The organism is Reyranella sp. (assembly GCF_004296935.1).
Classification (GTDB): Bacteria; Pseudomonadota; Alphaproteobacteria; order Reyranellales; family Reyranellaceae; genus Reyranella.
Genome location: NZ_SCVH01000166.1, coordinates 36,288 through 52,973, shown reverse-complemented (window position 1 = coordinate 52,973; position 16,686 = coordinate 36,288). Strand labels below are relative to the sequence as shown.

Annotated in this window: 12 protein-coding genes; 5 read left to right on the top strand and 7 right to left on the bottom strand. The window is 67.5% G+C overall.

Annotation, left to right across the window (positions count from 1 at the left end; translation table 11 throughout):
- Window positions 1–2: 2 nt before the first annotated feature.
- Window positions 3–449: a hypothetical protein gene (locus EPO55_RS24590; protein WP_296340119.1), complete on the bottom strand. Its 447-nt coding sequence runs from the start codon at window positions 447–449 to the stop codon at window positions 3–5.
- A 172-nt stretch (window positions 450–621) separates the two neighbouring features.
- On the bottom strand, window positions 622–867 hold the full coding sequence (locus tag EPO55_RS24585) for a hypothetical protein (RefSeq protein ID WP_296340118.1): 246 nt from the start codon (window positions 865–867) through the stop codon (window positions 622–624).
- Window positions 868–1,096: 229 nt separating this feature from the next.
- Between EPO55_RS24585 and EPO55_RS24580 the strand changes: the two genes are divergently transcribed.
- The 5 genes from EPO55_RS24580 to EPO55_RS24560 all read left to right on the top strand — a co-directional run bounded on the left by EPO55_RS24580 (window position 1,097) and on the right by EPO55_RS24560 (window position 11,612).
- The gene (locus EPO55_RS24580; protein ID WP_296340116.1) at window positions 1,097–4,708 is read left to right on the top strand and encodes a PAS-domain containing protein; all 3,612 of its coding nucleotides are present in this window, start codon (window positions 1,097–1,099) and stop codon (window positions 4,706–4,708) included.
- 104 nt (window positions 4,709–4,812) lie between these two features.
- Window positions 4,813–7,911, top strand: a complete 3,099-nt coding sequence (locus tag EPO55_RS24575) for a CHAT domain-containing protein (protein ID WP_296340115.1) — start codon at window positions 4,813–4,815, stop codon at window positions 7,909–7,911.
- 29 nt (window positions 7,912–7,940) lie between these two features.
- Window positions 7,941–8,621 carry an alpha/beta hydrolase gene (locus tag EPO55_RS24570; RefSeq protein WP_296340113.1) on the top strand — a complete coding sequence of 227 codons (681 nt, stop codon included), beginning with the start codon at window positions 7,941–7,943 and terminating at the stop codon, window positions 8,619–8,621.
- A 162-nt stretch (window positions 8,622–8,783) separates the two neighbouring features.
- Window positions 8,784–9,446, top strand: coding sequence for a hypothetical protein (locus EPO55_RS24565; protein ID WP_296340111.1), 663 nt, complete (start codon window positions 8,784–8,786; stop codon window positions 9,444–9,446).
- Window positions 9,447–9,461: 15 nt separating this feature from the next.
- Entirely contained in the window at window positions 9,462–11,612 is a 2,151-nt protein-coding gene (locus EPO55_RS24560; protein WP_296340110.1) for an adenylate/guanylate cyclase domain-containing protein, read from the top strand.
- Window positions 11,613–11,645: 33 nt separating this feature from the next.
- On the opposite strand, the gene EPO55_RS24555 is transcribed toward EPO55_RS24560, so the two are convergent.
- The 5 genes from EPO55_RS24555 to mnmG form a co-directional block, all read right to left on the bottom strand.
- The gene (locus EPO55_RS24555) at window positions 11,646–12,284 is read right to left on the bottom strand and encodes a TIGR02466 family protein (RefSeq protein WP_296340109.1); all 639 of its coding nucleotides are present in this window, start codon (window positions 12,282–12,284) and stop codon (window positions 11,646–11,648) included.
- A gap of 135 nt (window positions 12,285–12,419) precedes the next feature.
- The gene (locus EPO55_RS24550; RefSeq protein WP_296340108.1) at window positions 12,420–13,361 is read right to left on the bottom strand and encodes a ParB/RepB/Spo0J family partition protein; all 942 of its coding nucleotides are present in this window, start codon (window positions 13,359–13,361) and stop codon (window positions 12,420–12,422) included.
- Window positions 13,345–14,187 (bottom strand): AAA family ATPase, encoded by an 843-nt coding sequence (locus EPO55_RS24545; RefSeq protein ID WP_296340107.1) that lies wholly within the window; start codon window positions 14,185–14,187, stop codon window positions 13,345–13,347. Before EPO55_RS24545 ends, EPO55_RS24550 begins: the two co-directional genes overlap by 17 nt.
- Entirely contained in the window at window positions 14,099–14,773 is a 675-nt protein-coding gene (gene rsmG, locus EPO55_RS24540) for a 16S rRNA (guanine(527)-N(7))-methyltransferase RsmG (RefSeq protein ID WP_296340106.1), read from the bottom strand. The genes EPO55_RS24545 and rsmG overlap by 89 nt, the downstream gene beginning before the upstream one ends.
- Window positions 14,774–16,636, bottom strand: coding sequence for a tRNA uridine-5-carboxymethylaminomethyl(34) synthesis enzyme MnmG (gene mnmG / locus EPO55_RS24535; RefSeq protein WP_296340105.1), 1,863 nt, complete (start codon window positions 16,634–16,636; stop codon window positions 14,774–14,776).
- Between the last annotated feature and the right edge of the window lie 50 nt (window positions 16,637–16,686).

Genomic DNA, 16,686 nt, shown 5'->3' with positions numbered 1-16,686 from the left:
CTTCAGAATTTCAGCGACCAGCGCAAGCTCGCGGCCACCAGGCCGATCGAACTCTGGTCGAAGTAGTAACGGTGAGCGCTGAGCCCGATCGCGAGCGTGCCACCCGAAACGTCGGCGATCGCGTGTCCGATCGAGACGCTGGTGAGCCTGGCTGAGCCCACCGTGAAGCTCGGCATGACGTATTGGGTGTAGTGCATCTGGCCGCCGGACACGCCGAGCGAAAAGCCGGCGTGCGACCACGAGAGGCCAACCGTGGCCATCCGCGTCGTCGTCAGCCGATCGTCGGAGAGATTGTCGGACAGGGCCGTGTCGACGCCTGTGATACCGAGCGCAAAACCATGGCGTCCGCCGAAGTCGGTGACCGCTGCGGTGGCGCCTTCCGGGCTGAAGGCGCGGGCTTCGCCACCGAAGAAGAGAGCGATGAAGAGCAGCGCGAGAGAGCGGAGCATCGGCGTCATCCTTCCTTGCATGAACCCAGCATGACCGTGCCGGGTATCACGCCGATTGCGCGGGCCGGCCTTCGTGTATCGTCGATTGCGCGGGCCGCGATCGATCTGGTGCCAGATCTCGAACGAAAACGGCGCCCCGCGAGGGGCGCCGCTGATCGTGAGGCCGCGAGGCTTACTTCGTGCCCGGCAGCTTGCCCGGCAGTGTCGGCTTCGAGGGCGGCTTCGGCGCGGGCACGCTCACGGGCGGCTTCGCCGGTACGCTCACGACCGGAGTGCTGACCGGCGGCTTGGGAATGCTGACGGCGGGCTTGTTCATGTTGATGGACGGTGCGGAAACGCGCTGGGCATTGGCCGACGGGCTGGCAGCGACGGCGAGAAGGGCGGCAGTGGCGGTGGCGATGGCGAACTTGGCAAACATTGGATCTCTCCCCTGAGATATGGCGGGCGGCGGGATGCCGTCCGTCGATGGGAGCAAGCTAGGCCTCCGTGATTTCCCGCCGACTGCGCGACACGGCCGATTGGTTTCGCCGGTTGCGCGGCGTGACGGAAGGACGGGGCGGAACGCCCGCCGGGGCTCGCGTAACCCACGAAACATTTCCGGCCCGGCGCGTTACAAAGGGGAAACGGGGGAGGGCGTAAAAGGCATCATGTCCGACAACCGAAATTCGACTGCCAACGAACCGCCGAACGCCAGCGATGCAGCGACGGCACAAGCCCAGCTTCGCGAGGCGCGCGCGGAACTTGCCGCCGTGCGCGACCTCATGAAAACCCTGTGCGAGAACATGACGGACGGCATCGCCCTGTTCGACGCCGACCGCCGGCTGGTCCACATCAACAAGGCGGCGCAGGACTTCCTGGATGTCGGGCCCGTGCCGGCGGGCACGAAAGCCGAGGATATCCTGCGGGCCCGAGAGGCCGCCGGCGACGTGGCGACCGTCGACGGCAGGGTGTTGTCCATCGAGGAGCGGTTGGCCCACATCCTCGTTCCCCAGGGCAGCCGGTTCGAACGCAAGCTGCCACATGGCCGCCACGGTGAGATCGTGTTCCGTCCCCTGGACGGCGGACGCACGCTTTGCGTCTGCCGCGACATCACCGAATTGAAGCTGCGGGAAAAGGAGCTGGGACAGGCGCATGCCGAGACGGCGGCGGCGCGGGCATCGTTGAGCGAAGTGCTCGACAGCCTGACTGACGGCGTCGTTCTGTTCGGTTCGGACCAGCAGCTCCTCTATTCGAACAAGGCGCTGCGCGACTATTTCGGAGTGAGCTCGGCAGCGGCCATTCAAGGCAAGAAGCTCGTCGCACTCCTGCAGTACCAGCATGACGCCGGCGAGCGCGTGGTCGTCGAGGGCAAGGCGCTATCGGTCGAGGAAAGACTGGCGCGCATCCTCGATCCGGCGGGCGAGCGTATCGAACGCGTGCTTCCCTCGGGGCGGCACATCGAGCGCTTCTATCGCCCGCTGAGCGACGGCAAGAGGGTGGGTATCTACCGCGACATCACCGACCTGAAGCAGCGCCAGGTCTCGCTGGAGCGCGCCCTCGACAGGGTGGAATCCATCCAGCGACTGCTGAGCGTCGTCCTCGACGGCATGCCGGAGGGGGTCGTGCTGCTGGAAGGCCAGCGCATCGTCTATTCCAACAAGATGATGAGCGAGCTGTTCGGCTTCGCCGGGGTGATCATCCAGCCCGGCATCAACCTCTCGGAGGTGATTGCCGCCCAGGAGAAGGCGGGCGACCAGGTCATCGTCGATGGCAGGTCCCTCTCGGTCGAGGAGCGGCTGGCGCGCGTTCTGGCGCCTGAGGGCAGCCGCTTCGATCGTGAGCTGCTCTCGGGCCGCCATGTCGAGTTCCAGTTCATGCCGATCGGCGAGGGCCGCACGCTGGGCATCTATCGCGACATCACCAACCTCAAGCACAAGCAGCGTGAACTCGCCAAGGCGCGCGACGAAGTCGCGGCGACCCAGGACCTGATGGCCGCGATCCTCAAGGGCGTGCCCATCGGCATCAGCGTCTTCGACCAGCAGCGCCGGCTGGTCTATTCCAACCGCGAGGTGTCGGCAAAGGCGCTGGGGATTGCCGAGGATTCGCTGCCCAGTCCCATCAGGCTGGACGACATCATTCGCGCCCAGATGGCCGTTGGCGATCACCTCTACGCTTCCGACGGCACGCAGCTGACGCTCGAGCAGCGGCTGGCCCTGTGTGTCGATCCCAAGGGCAGCCGCTCCGACCGGATGTTGCCGTCCGGCCGCCATGTCGAGTTCGCCTTTCGACCGGTCGGCGAGGGCAACACGATGGTCGTCGTCCGCGATATCTCGGACCTCAAGCGCCGGCAGGCCGACCTCGAGCTCGCGCGCGACGAGGTCGCCTCGGCGCACAAGCTCACGAGCACCATCCTGGAGACCATGACGGACGGCATCAGCCTGTTCCAGGCCGACGGCCGCGTCGCCTTCATGAACAACGCGGTCCGCGAGGAGTTCGGAATCCCGGAAGAAGCGGCGCGCAACCTCACGCTGCCTCAACTTGTGCGGCTGCAGATCGAGGCTGGCGATCAGGTCGTCGTCGACGGCAAGACCCTCTCGATCGAGGAACGAGTGGCGCGCATCCTCGACCCCGCCGGTTGCCAGTTCGAACGCATGATGCCCTCGGGAACCCACGTCGAGTTCAACTTCCGGCCCGTGGGCGATGGCCGCACGCTCGGCATCTACCGCAACATCACCGAGCTCAAGCGGCGGCAGACCGAGCTCGAGCGGGCGCGCGACGCCGCGGAGGCGGCCAACCAGGCCAAGTCGACCTTCCTCGCCACCATCAGCCACGAGATCCGGACACCGATGAACGGCGTCATGGGCACCGCCGAGCTACTGGAACGCGAGCCGCTCGACGACCGCCAGAAGAGGCTGGTGACGACCATGCGGACCTCGGCGACGGCGCTGCTGCGGATCATCGACGACGTGCTCGACTTCTCGAAGATCGAGGCCGGCCGCATGGAACTCGAGGAGGCGCCGTTCCTGCTGCGCGCCCTCGTCGAGGGCACGGCCGATACGCTGTCCGTCCAGGCCGAGCGTCGCGGCCTCGCCATCGCGACCGCGATCGAGCCCGGCACGCCGGATCTGCTGCGCGGCGACGCCACGCGCGTCCGCCAGATCCTGTTCAATCTGGTGGGCAACGCCATCAAGTTCACGGAAGCGGGCGAAATCCGCATCTCGGTGCGGGCGCTGTCGGTCGCCGGCCGGCGGGTCCGCGTCGCCCTGTCGGTCTCCGACACCGGCATCGGCATGACGGCGGAGCAGGTGGCGCGCATGTTCCAGCCCTTTTCGCAGGCCGACAGCTCGACGACGCGGCGCTATGGCGGCACCGGCCTCGGCCTCTCGATCGTGCGCCGGCTGGCCGAGCTCATGGGCGGCGACGCCCGCGTCGAAAGCACCCCGGGCAAGGGATCGGTCTTCACCGTCACGCTCGATCTCGCCTTGCCGGATGCCGCGGACGGGCAGGCCGCGACAGCGCAGCCCATCGTCGAGAACCAGGCCATCGCCGGCCGGGTGCTGGCGGTCGACGACTACCCGGTGAACCTCGAAGTGCTGACGGGCCAGCTCGAGATCCTGGGGGTGCCGGTCGACACCGCGGAGGACGGGCTGGAAGCGCTCGCGCGCTGGCGCGAACGACCCTATGCGCTGCTGCTGACCGACATCCACATGCCCGACATGGACGGCTTCGAACTCACCCGCCACATCCGCGCCGAGGAGGCACTGAGCCGCGCCGGGCGGCGGACGCCGATCATCGCGCTGACGGCCAATGCCCTGAAGGGCGAGGCCGACCGCTGCCTGGCCGCCGGCATGGATGGCTACCTGACCAAGCCCTTGACGCTCGACCGGCTGCGGCAGGAGATCGAACGCTGGATGGGCGAGCCGGCGGACACCTCATCCGGCAACGCCGGCGGCACGAGCCCGCTCAGCGACCCGCCACGCGACCCGATCGATCGATCGGTCCTCGCCCACATGTTCGGCGACAACCGGGCGACGATCGACCGCCTGCTCGGCCGCTTCCGCGCCTCGGCGGCAACCGTCGTGGCCGAGATCGCGGCAACCCAAGGCGATGTCGCCCGGCTCACCGACCTCGCGCACAAGCTCAAGGGCGCGGCGCGGGCGGCAGGCGCCGTGCACCTCGGCGACATCGCGGCAAAGCTGGAAGATTCCGCCAGCCCCGCCGACGTGGCCGAGCTGTTGGCCGAGTGGAAGCTGGTCGAGGCCGCGCTCGGCGCCGGGTGAGGCGCTCGACGATCCCGTCGCCGGACAAGAATCTTCGCCAAGGCAGCAGAATCCGGCTACGCTTCGATCTGTACGCTTCCCCCCGGGCAAGGCTGACAGCACCCATGAAATTCGGCGTCGTTCTCGGCCTGGTGTTCGTTGCCCTCGCGCCTCTTGCCGCCATCGCCCAACAGGCCCCGGCCTTCGTTGCTCCGCCGCGCAGCGTCGCCGACATCGCGGCCATTCTGGACCAGGAGAAGCCTGACCCCGCGCGCGTGGCGAGACTGCAGGCCCGAGCTTCGGCGGAGCCCGCCACCGGCCTGAACGACGGCGCCCTGGCCGCGTTCTATTTCGACCGGGCCCTCGCACGCTCGGAACTCGGCCGCGGGCTCGAGGCCATCGCCGATGCCGAGAAGTCGGTGGAGCTCCGCCGGAAGCTGTCGCGGAACGTGTTTACCCAGCAGCAATTCATCGCCGCTCAATACACCGGTGGTTTCCTCGGCGATCCCAAGCCGGCCCTCGTCTTGCTGACGGAGATGGAGAAGGCCCACCCGACGAGCGGCTGGACCGACCAGGCATTGCTCAACATTTACCGGCACATAATCACCCACCTCGTGTCCCTGGGCGACTTCAAGTCGGCGGAAGCCTATCTGGCAAAAAGCGACGCCTTCTTCGAGGCCAAGCGGAACGGTCCGAAGGCTGCCCTGGTCGACAGCAGCTTCGAGGCCGATCTCGAATTCGCCCGCGCCTGGTATCTCGGAGGACTGGGCCGGCATGCCGAATCCGAAGCGGCTTACGCAAAATCGGAGGTGGCGCGGCGCGACTCGATGGAGAAGTCGGACAAATGGCCGGACACGCCGCCGCGCGCCAGCTTCCTGCGCACCATCGACGCGACCGTCGTGAGGCTCGGGCGGGCCAAGGCGCTGCAGGGTCGCGTCGCCGAAGCCGAAGTCGACGTCCGCCGGGCCCTGCTCAGCCAGCTCGGACGGGCAGGAAGATACCATCCAGTCACCTTGACCTTCGTCTCGCGGCTCGCCGAGGTGCTGATCCAGCAGGGCCGCTATCCGGAAGCCGAACGGCTGGCCCGAATCGCGGTCGAGACACTCCGTACCATCGGCTTTGCCGAAGACTCATTTACGTTCGTTGCCCCTCTCAATCAGCTCGCATCGACCTTGTACTTTCAAGGCCGCTGGTCCGAGGCCGCCGAGGTTCAGGCCGCCATCGACAAGGCCACGGCGGGTTGGGAATCCGACCGCAGGGACTTCGTGAGGCTGACACCCGCCCGGATCTACACGCTCTACAATACGGGACAGCTTGTGGCGGGCGTCGATAGGGCGAGGGAGATGATCGCCCTCCAGAGGCGGCGGGTCGGCGAAAACCACATCAACTACGCCATCGCGCGCGGCATCCTGGCGGAAGGTCTGGCTCGGCTCGGTCGCGATCCGGCCGCGCTGGAGGAATTCCGGGCCGCCATCCCGGTGCTGGCCTCCCAGTCGCGGGCCGCAGAGGACGACGACAGCTCGACGGTTGCCGCCCGGCATCTGCAGGTCCGCAACATCGTCGAAGCCTATATCGGCCTGTTGGCACGCGGGCCAGCCTCGGCCGACACGGCCGCCACCACCTTCGCGCTCGCCGACACTGTCCGGGGACGCTCGGTCGGAACGGCCGTCGCCGCGGCCAGCGCCCGCGTCACCTCCAACGACCCGGTGCTGTCGGCGCTGACCCGCCACGAGCAGGACCTGCGCAAGCAGATGGGGGCCAGCCTCGGAACCCTCAACAATCTCCTGTCCTTGCCGGTGAGCGGACGCGACGAGGCGAGCGTGGCGCAGCTGCGCGAGCAGATTGCCCGGCTCGGCCGGGAGCACGAGGCCGCGCGCCTCGAGATCGGGGTGCGCTTTCCCGACTACGCCGAACTGATCGATCCCAAGCCCGCCACCGTCGAACAGACGAGAAATGCCCTGCGTACAGGTGAGACGTTCCTGTCCTTCTACTTCGGCCGCGACAAGGATTTCGTCTGGGCGGTGCCCAAGGAGGGGCCGGTGCTGTTCGCCGAGATTGCGGCGCCACCGCAGGAGATCGAGGCCAGGATCCGCAAGCTGCGCGAGTCGCTCGAACCGAATGCGTCGACCATCGCCGAAATTCCCGCTTACGATACGGCGCTCGCCTACGACCTCTATGCGCTGCTGTTGAAACCCGTCGAGGCGGCGTGGAAACCCGCGCGCAACCTGATTGTGGCGACCAACGGCTCGCTCGGTCTGTTGCCGCTGGGCGCCTTGCCGGTCGAGCCGGTCGTGGCCGCGACGGATGCCGGAACGGCCTTCGCCAACTATCGCAAGGTGGCGTGGCTGGCGCGAACCCACGCCGTCACCATGATGCCGTCGGCGGCGGCGTTGCGGACGCTGCGCCAGCTGCAGCCGGGCTCGGCGAAGCGCGAGCCCGTGATCGGCTTCGGCGATCCCTTCTTCAATCGGCAGCAAGCGACCGAGGCCCAGAAGCTGGAGTCGTCGACGCCGGCGACGTCGGGTTCGTCGCGGGACACACCGCTCGACCGCCGCTCGTCGCCGCGCACCGAGGGGCTCGCCAGCGCCGGCATCAGCGAATTGCCGCGGTTGCCCGATACCGCCGATGAACTGCGATCGGTTGCGCTGGCCCTACGTTCCGACCCGGCGCATGTCCTCAACATGGGCAAGTCCGCCGACGAAGAGACCGTGAAGCGGACCGACCTCTCGAACTATCGCGTCGTCATGTTCGCCACCCACGGACTCGTCCCCGGCGAATTGGACGGCCTGCATCAGCCCGCGCTCGCGCTCTCCGCGCCCGATGTCACCGGCCAGCCGGGCGACGGTCTGCTGACCCTCGACGAGATCCTCGCCCTCAAGCTTGACGCCGACTGGGTCGTGCTCTCGGCCTGCAACACCGGCGCGGGCGACGGCGCGGGCGCCGAAGCGGCTTCAGGGCTGGGCCGCGCCTTCTTCTATGCCGGCACACGCGCCATCCTGGTGACCAACTGGTCGGTGCATTCGCAGTCCGCGCGCGAACTGGTGACCGACATCTTCCGCCGCCAGGCGGCCGACCCGAAGCTGGCCCGCGCCGAAGCGCTGCGCCTGGCAATGCTGGGCGTGATGGATGGCCCGGGCTATCTCGACGACAAGGGCAAGCCCCTGTTCACCTATGCCCATCCGCTGTTCTGGGCGCCCTACAGCATCATCGGCGACGGTGGCTGATCCGAACGCTTCACGAAAGGACGGACGACATGTTGCTGAAGCTGATCCCTGCGGGCGCCTCGCTCCTTGCCTTGACCGCCTCCTGCCTGATCCTGCTCGGGGCGACAGCGCAGGCCCAGCAGAGCGTCACGATCGGCGACAAGGAGGCCTTCCTGCACGTGCCGCCCAACGCCCGGGCGAGCGCCGTGCTGGTGCCTGGGAAGGGCGGCATCGATCCCAACGATCCATTGCTGCGCAACCGCGCGGCGCTGAATGCCCGCGGCATCGCCACCCTCACCGTGCCGCACGGCACGCGACTCGGCCAGGCGATCGAGTACATGCGCAAGGTGAAGGAGCCAGTGGCGCTGATCGGCGTCAGCGCCGGCGTGTTCTTCGCCGCCACCGGCGTCGGTCGTGGCGCCAAGCCCGACACGCTGGTCCTGATCTCGGGCTCGCTGATGGCGCCCGGCAAGCTGCCGGCGCAGGAAGCGCTGAAGACGCCCACCGTATTGCCGCCGACGCTGGTGATGGCCAACCGCAAGGACGCCTGCGACCTCACGCCGGTCGCGGCGGTGGAGCCGTTCGTCGCCTGGACGGGCGGCCGCGCCACCCTGCAGTGGATCGGCGGCGGCGGCGGCGGCCGCGATCCCTGCGGCCCCAGCTCGGCGCACGGTTTCATGGGTGCCGACGCCCAGGTGGTGGATGCCATCGTGCAGTTCATTGTGCGGTGAGGATGAAGATGGCGCGAGGCGCCGAGGCTGGTCGTGTGAGGTAGAACGATGATCGGGCGCTACGGGACCGCCGAGTGGCCTTGTGCAGCGGAGGCCAGACCTGGACCGGAGTCGCGACGTAATTCGAGAAGACTTGGGGGCAGAACAGTGAAGATAATGCAAGTGGGTGCGTTCACCGCACTTTTTCTCACCGTACAGCCCGCTTGGGCCGACGCGCCAGTCGCCGTCGTCGAGGACGTGTCGGGCAAGCCGGCCGGCGTCGAATTCATGGACTATGTCGAGCCCGGCAAGGTGATCAAACTCGCCGCCGGCGACTCGATCGTGCTGGGTTACCTCAAGTCATGCTGGCGCGAGAGCATCCGCGGTGGAACGGTGACGGTGGGCACCGAGCAGAGCGACGTGCAGGGCGGCGCCGTCGACCGGACCAAGGTCGGCTGCGACGGCGGCAAGATGGAACTGGCCGCCGCTCAATCGAAGCAGAGCGCGGCCATGGTGTTCCGCAAGGCACCCGGCCCCAACACGCCGCCCAAGCCCCAGTTCAAGATCTACGGCCGCTCACCCGTCGTCGAGCTGAAGGGGGGTGGCACGCTGGTCATCGAGCGCGCCGATGTCGCCGGCGACCGGATGGAACTGGTCCTGGCACCGGCCCAGGCGGTGCATGGCGCTTTCTACGATCTCGCCAAGCTCAACAAGAGCCTGAAGCCCGGCGTCGTCTATCGCGCCAAGGTGGGCGACCAGCAGATCGTCTTCGAGGTCGATGCCGCCGCCAAGGAGGGCGCCGAGCCGGTGGCCGGCCGGCTGCTGCGCTTCCAGCCCGCGGGCTGACAAGGCTTTCGCCGGATGCGCCGCCACCTTCTCGTGGCTCTGGCGCTTGCCCTGGCGGCGGGCATCGGCGTCGCGACACCGCCGTTCGACGGATTGCGCGGCCTCTCGCTCGATGTCCTGACCGGGCTTCGCTGGAGGATCCTGGGCAACGACCGGCCGCCGCAGGACTCACCCGTCGTGGTCGTCGCCCTCGACGAGGAGACCTACCGCACACCACCGTTCGAAGGCACACCCAACGTCACCTGGACCCGCGAAATCGGGCGCGTGCTCACCGACATCGTTGAGGGCGGGGCGAGCGTGGTCGGCTTCGACGTCGTCTTCCCGGTGTCGATCGAGCAGTCGCGCATGCCCTTCGGCGACGAGACGCTGGGCGCCACACTGGGTGCCCGAGTGCGTGGCTTCGACCGCGACTACCTGCGCGCGCTGGCGGGGGCCGCCCGCGACGGCAAGCTGGTGCTGGGCCAGGTCCAGCATTCCGACCGGCCGATCCAGCCGTCGCCGGGCCAGCGCGTCGCCGTCGGCCAGCAACGCAACATCCGCGCGCTCAATGCCTACAGCGATTCCGACGACGTCATCCGCCGCATGCCGCTTTCCTTCACCGTCGACGGCGCCCGCATGCCGTCGATGGCGGTCGAACTGGCCGCGCGGGCACTGCGCGAGACTCCGGCATGGGACGATGCCGGCGGGCTGACGCTCGCGGGCTATCGCGTGCCGTCGCAGGTCGCCAACACACTGACACTGAACTTCGCCGGCGGCGCCGACGGCATTCCAACCTATTCGCTGGCCGACCTCAGCGCCTGTGCCGGGAAGGGCGACAAGGAGTTTTTCAAGCGGCAGTTCGCCGGCAAGGTGGTGATCCTGGGCACCCTGCTCGACGTCGAGGATCGCAGGCTCACCTCCAAGCGCCTGGCCACCGGCGCCGAGGCGGCGCGGGGCCCGCGCTGCGTGCTGCCGCCGCCGGCCGGGAGCGGCCCAGTGCGCGATTCGATCTCGGGCGTCTACGCCCACGCCACCGCCGTCAGCAATCTCATCAGGCGCGATGCCGTCACGGAACAGGGGCGCCCCGTCGTCGCCGCGATCGCCACCGTGCTCGCGCTGCTGGCCGCGGGTGCCGCGCTGTCGCTCAGCCCGGCGCGGGCGGCACTCGCTTGGGCAGCCGGCGCCGCGGTGTGGACAGGCGTGGCCACGGCGGTCTTTCGCGGCGGCCTCGCCCTGCCGTTGCTGCAGCCGCTGCTGGCGTCGCTCGTCGCGCTGGTGGCAACCGTGGGCTACCGCTTCATGGTCGCGGACAAGGACAAGCGGCTCTTGCGCCAGAGCTTCGCGCTCTACCTCGCGCCCGCCGTCATCGACCGCATGCTGTCGTCGAGCCGCCCGCCGGAGCTGGGCGGCGAGGCGCGGACGGTCACCATCTATTTCTCCGACGTCGCAGGCTTTTCATCGTTCTCGGAGCACATGCAGCCGGCCGAGATCGTGGCGATGATGAACGAGTATCTCTCGGCGATGACCGACATCATCGAAGAGGAGGGCGGCTTCGTCGACAAGTACATCGGCGACGCCATCGTGGCGGTGTTCGGCGCGCCAGCCGAGGATCCCGGCCACGCCGCCAGCGCGGTGCGCGCCGCCCTGCGCTGCCGGCAGCGCCTGGAAGAGATCAACGCCAGCGTCGAGCCCTTCAAGTCGCGCCCGGTCGGCCAGCGCATCGGACTCAATTCCGGCGAGGTGCTGGTGGGCAACATCGGCTCGCGGCGGCGCTTCAACTACACGGTGATGGGTGACGCGGTGAACCTGGCCTCGCGGCTGGAAGGCGCGAACAAATATTTCGACACATCGATCATGGCAGCCCAGGCAACGGTCGATCTCGCCGGCCCCGCCTTCGCCTGGCGCGAGCTCGACTGGATCCGGGTCAAGGGCCGGGACCAGCCGGTGCGGATCTACGAAGCCCTGGCCGAAGGCGAACCGTCAGCCGATCAGCGCGCGCACGCCGCCATCTACGCAGCCGGCCTCGAGCGCTGGCGCGCCGGCGACTTCGAGGCCGCTGCCGCCCGCTTCCGCGAAAGCGCGGCCGACGATCCCGTGGCGGCGAAGTTTCTCGCGCGCGCGTTGGAGCTTGCCGCCAAGCCGCCGGGACCGGGCTGGGAGCCCGTCAACACGCTCGGCGACAAGTAGGTTCAGCGCCGGGGAATTCCGGATCACGGCGCCCTAGCTGTTGCCGGCCGTCGGCTTCCAGCTCGGCGCGGACAGTGTCTCGGCGAAGTTCGCGAACATGAGATTGAACGCGATGCTGATGCGCTCGGTCGTGCCTTCGTTGGAAGGAACGTGGTGCCGGAGCCACGACGGGAATATCACCATGCGGCCCGGCTGGGTTTGCGCAACGGAGGCGTTGGCGGTGAGGCGACCGAGTTTGGCGGTCGGGGGAAGTATCAGGCCCGGCCGCGGGTCCTGAAAAAGAAGGTGCGACCCGGTCGCCGGCACGGCGACATAGTAGACGCCGCTCAGGTAATTGTTCGGGTGGTTGTGGGTCGGGTGGTAGCTGCCGGGTGGATTGATGTTGGCCCAGCAGCCGGTGATCATCAGCGGAAATTTCTCGACCTGCAGATATTGCGCGACGCTCCGTGCGACCTTCTCGACCAGCAGGGTGAAGTCGGCGAAGGCCGGACGCGTGTGCAGATCCTGCGGCGTCTGCCAGTTGCTGCCGCTCGGCACCTTGGGGCGTGGCGCGATGATGGCTTCGATTTCGGCTTTGAGCTTGGCGTTGAAGGCAACGGCGTCCGCCGGCGGAAGGTCGACGACCCAGAGCGGCGTGGGGAAAAGCTCCTGGATTTCCTGCTTCACCTTCATGTCGTTTTATATAATGGAACTTTGCTTCGCGTGCATCCGCTACAGCCGGTCGATCCGGGGAAATTGCCGCATCCGCGAACGGTCTCGGCGATCGTCATCGTCCGCGTCATCTGCTTGGCGATGGCGTCGCCGCCGCTAGCGGCGCGTCAGCTTCTCCACCACCGTGTCGAGCTGATCGAAGTCGCGGATCTCGAGCGTCAGCAAAGTCTGCTCGCCCGCGCCGCGCAGCTTGAGATCGGCCTTCAGGCCGAGCGCTTCCTCGATGCGCTTTTCGAGCGCCCGCGTGTCGGCGCTCTTGGCTGCCGCGGCGCCCGCCTTGCCGCCTTTGCCTTTTCGCTTCTCGGCGCCGGCCAGCCGCTCGAGCTCGCGCACCGTGAGCTTCTCCTCGAAGGCGCGTTGCGCCATCGCCACCGGATCGGGCACGCCCACCAGCGCGCGGCCCTGGCCGGCCGAGAGCTGGCCGAGCCGGATCATCTCCTGCACCGAGGGCGGCAGGTCGAGCAGGCGCAGCGTGTTGGCGATGTGCGGCCGGCTCTTGCCCATGGTCTTGGCGAGGTCGTCCTGGGTCTGGGTGAAGTCGTCCATCAGGCGGCGATAGCCCTGGGCCTCGTCGATCGGCGTGAGATCGGCGCGCTGCAGGTTCTCGATCAGGCCGAGCTGCAGCGCGTCCATGTCGCCGATCGAGCGGATCACCACCGGCACGTCGTGCAGCTGCGCCCGTTGCGCCGCCCGCCAGCGCCGTTCGCCGGCGATGATCTCGTAGGTGTCGGCCGAGTCGCGCAGCGGCCGCACCAGGATGGGCTGCAGCAGGCCGAACTCCTTGACCGATTCGACCAGCGTCTCGATGCCCTCGAAGCTGGTGCGCGGCTGCATCTTGCCGGGTTTCAGCTGGCCGATCGGCAGCGTGAGCGGCGGGCGGTTGGGCGCATAGGTGTTGGCGACGTCCTTGCTTGGATAGTCGGGCAGCGGCGCCGGTGGGGCGGGCGCGGGCGCTGCAACCGTGGCGGCAACCTCGTCATCGCCGAGGAGCGCGGAGAGTCCGCGGCCGAGGCCGCGTGGCTTAGGGGACTGACTCATGGGCGGCCTTCTGTTCTGCCTGCTCTGCTGCGGTACGTCGGCGGCGGATGAATTCGCTCGCCAGCAGAATATAGGCCTGCGATCCGGCGCAGGCGTTGTCATAGATCAGCACCGGCAGGCCATGCGAGGGGGCTTCGGCGATGCGGACATTGCGCGGGATGGTGGTGCCGAACACCAGCTCGCCATAGTGGGCGCGGACGTCGGCCTCGACCTGCTGGCTGAGAGTCATGCGGCGGTCGACCATGGTGAGGACCACGCCGGCGATGTGCAACCTTGGGTTGAGGCGTTTTTTGATGCGCTCGACCGTGGTGCCGAGCGCGCCGATGCCTTCCAGCGCCAGGAACTCGGCCTGCAGCGGCACCAGCACGGCATCGACGGCGACCAGGGCGTTCAACGTGACGAGGCCGAGCGACGGCGGGCAGTCGATCAGGATCGTGGTCCAGCGCGCGCGGGCGTCGCCGGTGGCGAGCGCTTCGACGAGGCGATGCTCACGGCGCTCCATGTCTATCAGCTCGATTTCGGCGCCGGCCAACGAGGTCGCGGCCGGGATGACCTCGAGGTTGGGGATCCGCGAGGTCCGCACGCACTCGGCGAGCGGCGACAGGCCGAGCAGGAATTCGTAAGAACCAGGTGAACGCTCACTTCTTGCAATGCCGAGGCTGGTCGAGGCATTGCCCTGCGGGTCCAGATCGATCAGCAGCACCCGTTCGCCGACCGCGGCCAGGGCGGTGGCGAGGTTAATCGCCGTCGTGGTTTTTCCGACCCCGCCCTTTTGATTGGCGATCGCGAAGACCGTAGGGGCCGATTCGGAGGATGACGGCGTCAAGGTCGGTCACGCTGGTGAAGGGCTTGCCGGGGATATCCCAGCCCTTCATGGCCTCGGCGAGTTCGGCCTTCCAGTCCTTCCCCTTGTGGAAAAGGCAAATAGCGGTATCCGTCCGGTGCGGCTCAGCCCATTTCAGCAACTGGCCGAGCGGCGCCAATGCGCGGGCGGTCACGACATCGGCTTTGGCCGGGGGTACCGTTTCGATTCGGCCGACCACGATTTTAGGCTGTTTTTCCAGGCCCATGCGGCGTCCGGCCTCGCCCAGAAAGGCTGCTTTCCTTGCATCCGCTTCGATCAGTGTGACGTCCAGATCAGGCCGCATCGCTGCGACGACCAGGCCTGGAAAGCCGGCGCCGCTGCCGAGGTCGGTCAGGGTTTTGGCGCTTGGCGGGATCAGGAGCTTGAGCTGGGCCGAGTCCAGGACATGGCGGATCCAGATACTATCCATGGTGGCATTGCCGACCAGGTTGATAGCCTTTTGCCAGCGCACCAGTGTGTTGACCAATCCTTCGAGCTGGTCCCGTGTTTCACGTGAAACATCGACCCCGATGTGCCGCATTTCGCGGACAAAGAGATCGCGGCTCATTCAAGCCGCCCGGCGACGGACGTATTTCAGCAAGGCCACCAAGGCCGCGGGAGTCACACCCGAGATCCGCGCCGCCTGTCCCAAAGTCGCAGGCTTGTGAATCTCAAGCTTCTGGCGAACTTCGTTGGACAGGCTGCCAACCGCGCCATAGTCGAGGTCGGCCGGCAGCTCCAACGCCTCGTCGCGGCGATAGGCGCCGATATCCTGGCGCTGGCGGTCCAGGTAACCGGCATAGCGAGCGTCGATCGTAAGCTGTTCGGCGATGTCCGCGGGAACCGGGCCAAGTTCTGGCCAGAGTTCGACAAGCCTCGGCCAAGTGATTTCCGGGTAAGCCAGCAGATCCGAGGCTGAGCGGAGGATACCATCCTGGTTAATCGCGATCCCGAGCTTGGCCAAGGCCGAGGGGCTGAGTTTCAATCCCGATGTCAGCTCACGGGCAGCAACGAGGGCTTGATGTTTCACGTGAAACATTCTTGCGCGCTCGGAACCGATGCAACCGATCTCCAGACCGCGCGGAGTCAGGCGCTGATCGGCATTATCGGCCCGCAACCACAGGCGATATTCGGCCCTGGAGGTGAACATCCGATAGGGTTCGGTCACACCCAGACTGACCAAATCGTCAATCAAAACACCGAGATAGCCGTCGGCACGGTCGACGATGAAGGGCTTTGCCAGCACTGCATTCAACCCGGCGATCAGGCCTTGAGCAGCGGCTTCCTCGTAGCCCGTGGTGCCGTTGATCTGGCCCGCCATGTAGAGCCCCGGGATCCGGCGGGTCTCCAAGGTGGCGTGCAGTTCCCGCGGGTCGATATGATCGTATTCGATGGCATACCCCGGCCGCAGCATGGCTGCATGCTCCAACCCCGGAATGGTCTGCAACATCGCGACCTGAACCTCGCGCGGCAGGGAGGTCGAGATGCCGTTGGGATAGACGGTGTCATCGTCCAGCCCCTCGGGCTCGAGAAAGATCTGGTGCCGCTCGCGGGCGGCGAACCGCACGACCTTGTCCTCGATCGAGGGACAATAGCGCGGCCCCACGCCCTCGATCTGGCCGGAATACATCGGCGCGCGGTGCAGATTGGCGCGGATGATCGCGTGCGTGGCTGCCGTCGTGGTCGTGATGTGGCAGGCAATCTGCGGCGTGGTGATGCGATCGCTCAGATACGAAAACGGCACCGGCGGATCGTCGCCATCCTGGCGCTCGAGTGAACTGTAATCGATCGTGCGCCCATCGAGCCGGGCCGGCGTGCCGGTTTTTAGACGCCCCAAACCAAAGCCAAACCGCTGCAACTTTTCCGCGAGCATCGTCGATGGTCTCTCAACCCCATCGCCCCGCGCCCGTCCGGCCGGCGTCTTGATTTCACCCAGGTGAATCAGACCTCGGAGGAACGTCCCCGTCGTCAGGATCACGCGGCCCGCGCCGATTTCAGCCCCGGATTCCGTCGTCACACCGGCACACGTGCCGCGTGCATCTAGAAGAATATCGGCAACCGCCGCGGCGCGGATCTCCAGATTGTCCTGCTCCGCCAGCAACGCCTGCGCGGCGGCGCGATAGAGCTTGCGATCGGCTTGCGCGCGCGGCCCGCGCACGGCCGGACCCTTGGAAAGATTGAGGGTGCGGAATTGTATGCCGGCCCGGTCGATGGCGCGGCCCATGAGGCCGTCCAGCGCATCGATCTCGCGCACCAGATGGCCCTTGCCCAGCCCACCGATGGCGGGATTGCAGGACATCTCGCCGATCGTGTCGAGCCGGTGGGTGAGCAGCAGCGTGCGCGCGCCCAGCCGCGCCGACGCGGCCGCGGCTTCGCAGCCGGCATGGCCGCCGCCCACCACGATCACGTCATAGGGAAAAGCCCACTGCATTGCGCGCCTTAAGTCGGGGAACTGGCCGCCGAGGTCAAGGGTCGTTGACA

Excerpts from the sequence above, each read along its gene's own strand:
- mnmG (WP_296340105.1), bottom strand. The coding sequence starts at position 16,636 with ATGCAGTGGGCTTTTCCCTATGACGTGATCGTGGTGGGCGGCGGCCAT.
- EPO55_RS24580 (WP_296340116.1), top strand. The coding sequence starts at position 1,097 with ATGTCCGACAACCGAAATTCGACTGCCAACGAACCGCCGAACGCCAGC.
- EPO55_RS24550 (WP_296340108.1), bottom strand. The coding sequence starts at position 13,361 with ATGAGTCAGTCCCCTAAGCCACGCGGCCTCGGCCGCGGACTCTCCGCG.
- EPO55_RS24560 (WP_296340110.1), top strand. The coding sequence starts at position 9,462 with ATGCGCCGCCACCTTCTCGTGGCTCTGGCGCTTGCCCTGGCGGCGGGC.
- EPO55_RS24570 (WP_296340113.1), top strand. The coding sequence starts at position 7,941 with ATGTTGCTGAAGCTGATCCCTGCGGGCGCCTCGCTCCTTGCCTTGACC.
- EPO55_RS24590 (WP_296340119.1), bottom strand. The coding sequence starts at position 449 with ATGCTCCGCTCTCTCGCGCTGCTCTTCATCGCTCTCTTCTTCGGTGGC.
- EPO55_RS24585 (WP_296340118.1), bottom strand. The coding sequence starts at position 867 with ATGTTTGCCAAGTTCGCCATCGCCACCGCCACTGCCGCCCTTCTCGCC.
- EPO55_RS24555 (WP_296340109.1), bottom strand. The coding sequence starts at position 12,284 with ATGAAGGTGAAGCAGGAAATCCAGGAGCTTTTCCCCACGCCGCTCTGG.
- rsmG (WP_296340106.1), bottom strand. The coding sequence starts at position 14,773 with ATGAGCCGCGATCTCTTTGTCCGCGAAATGCGGCACATCGGGGTCGAT.
- EPO55_RS24575 (WP_296340115.1), top strand. The coding sequence starts at position 4,813 with ATGAAATTCGGCGTCGTTCTCGGCCTGGTGTTCGTTGCCCTCGCGCCT.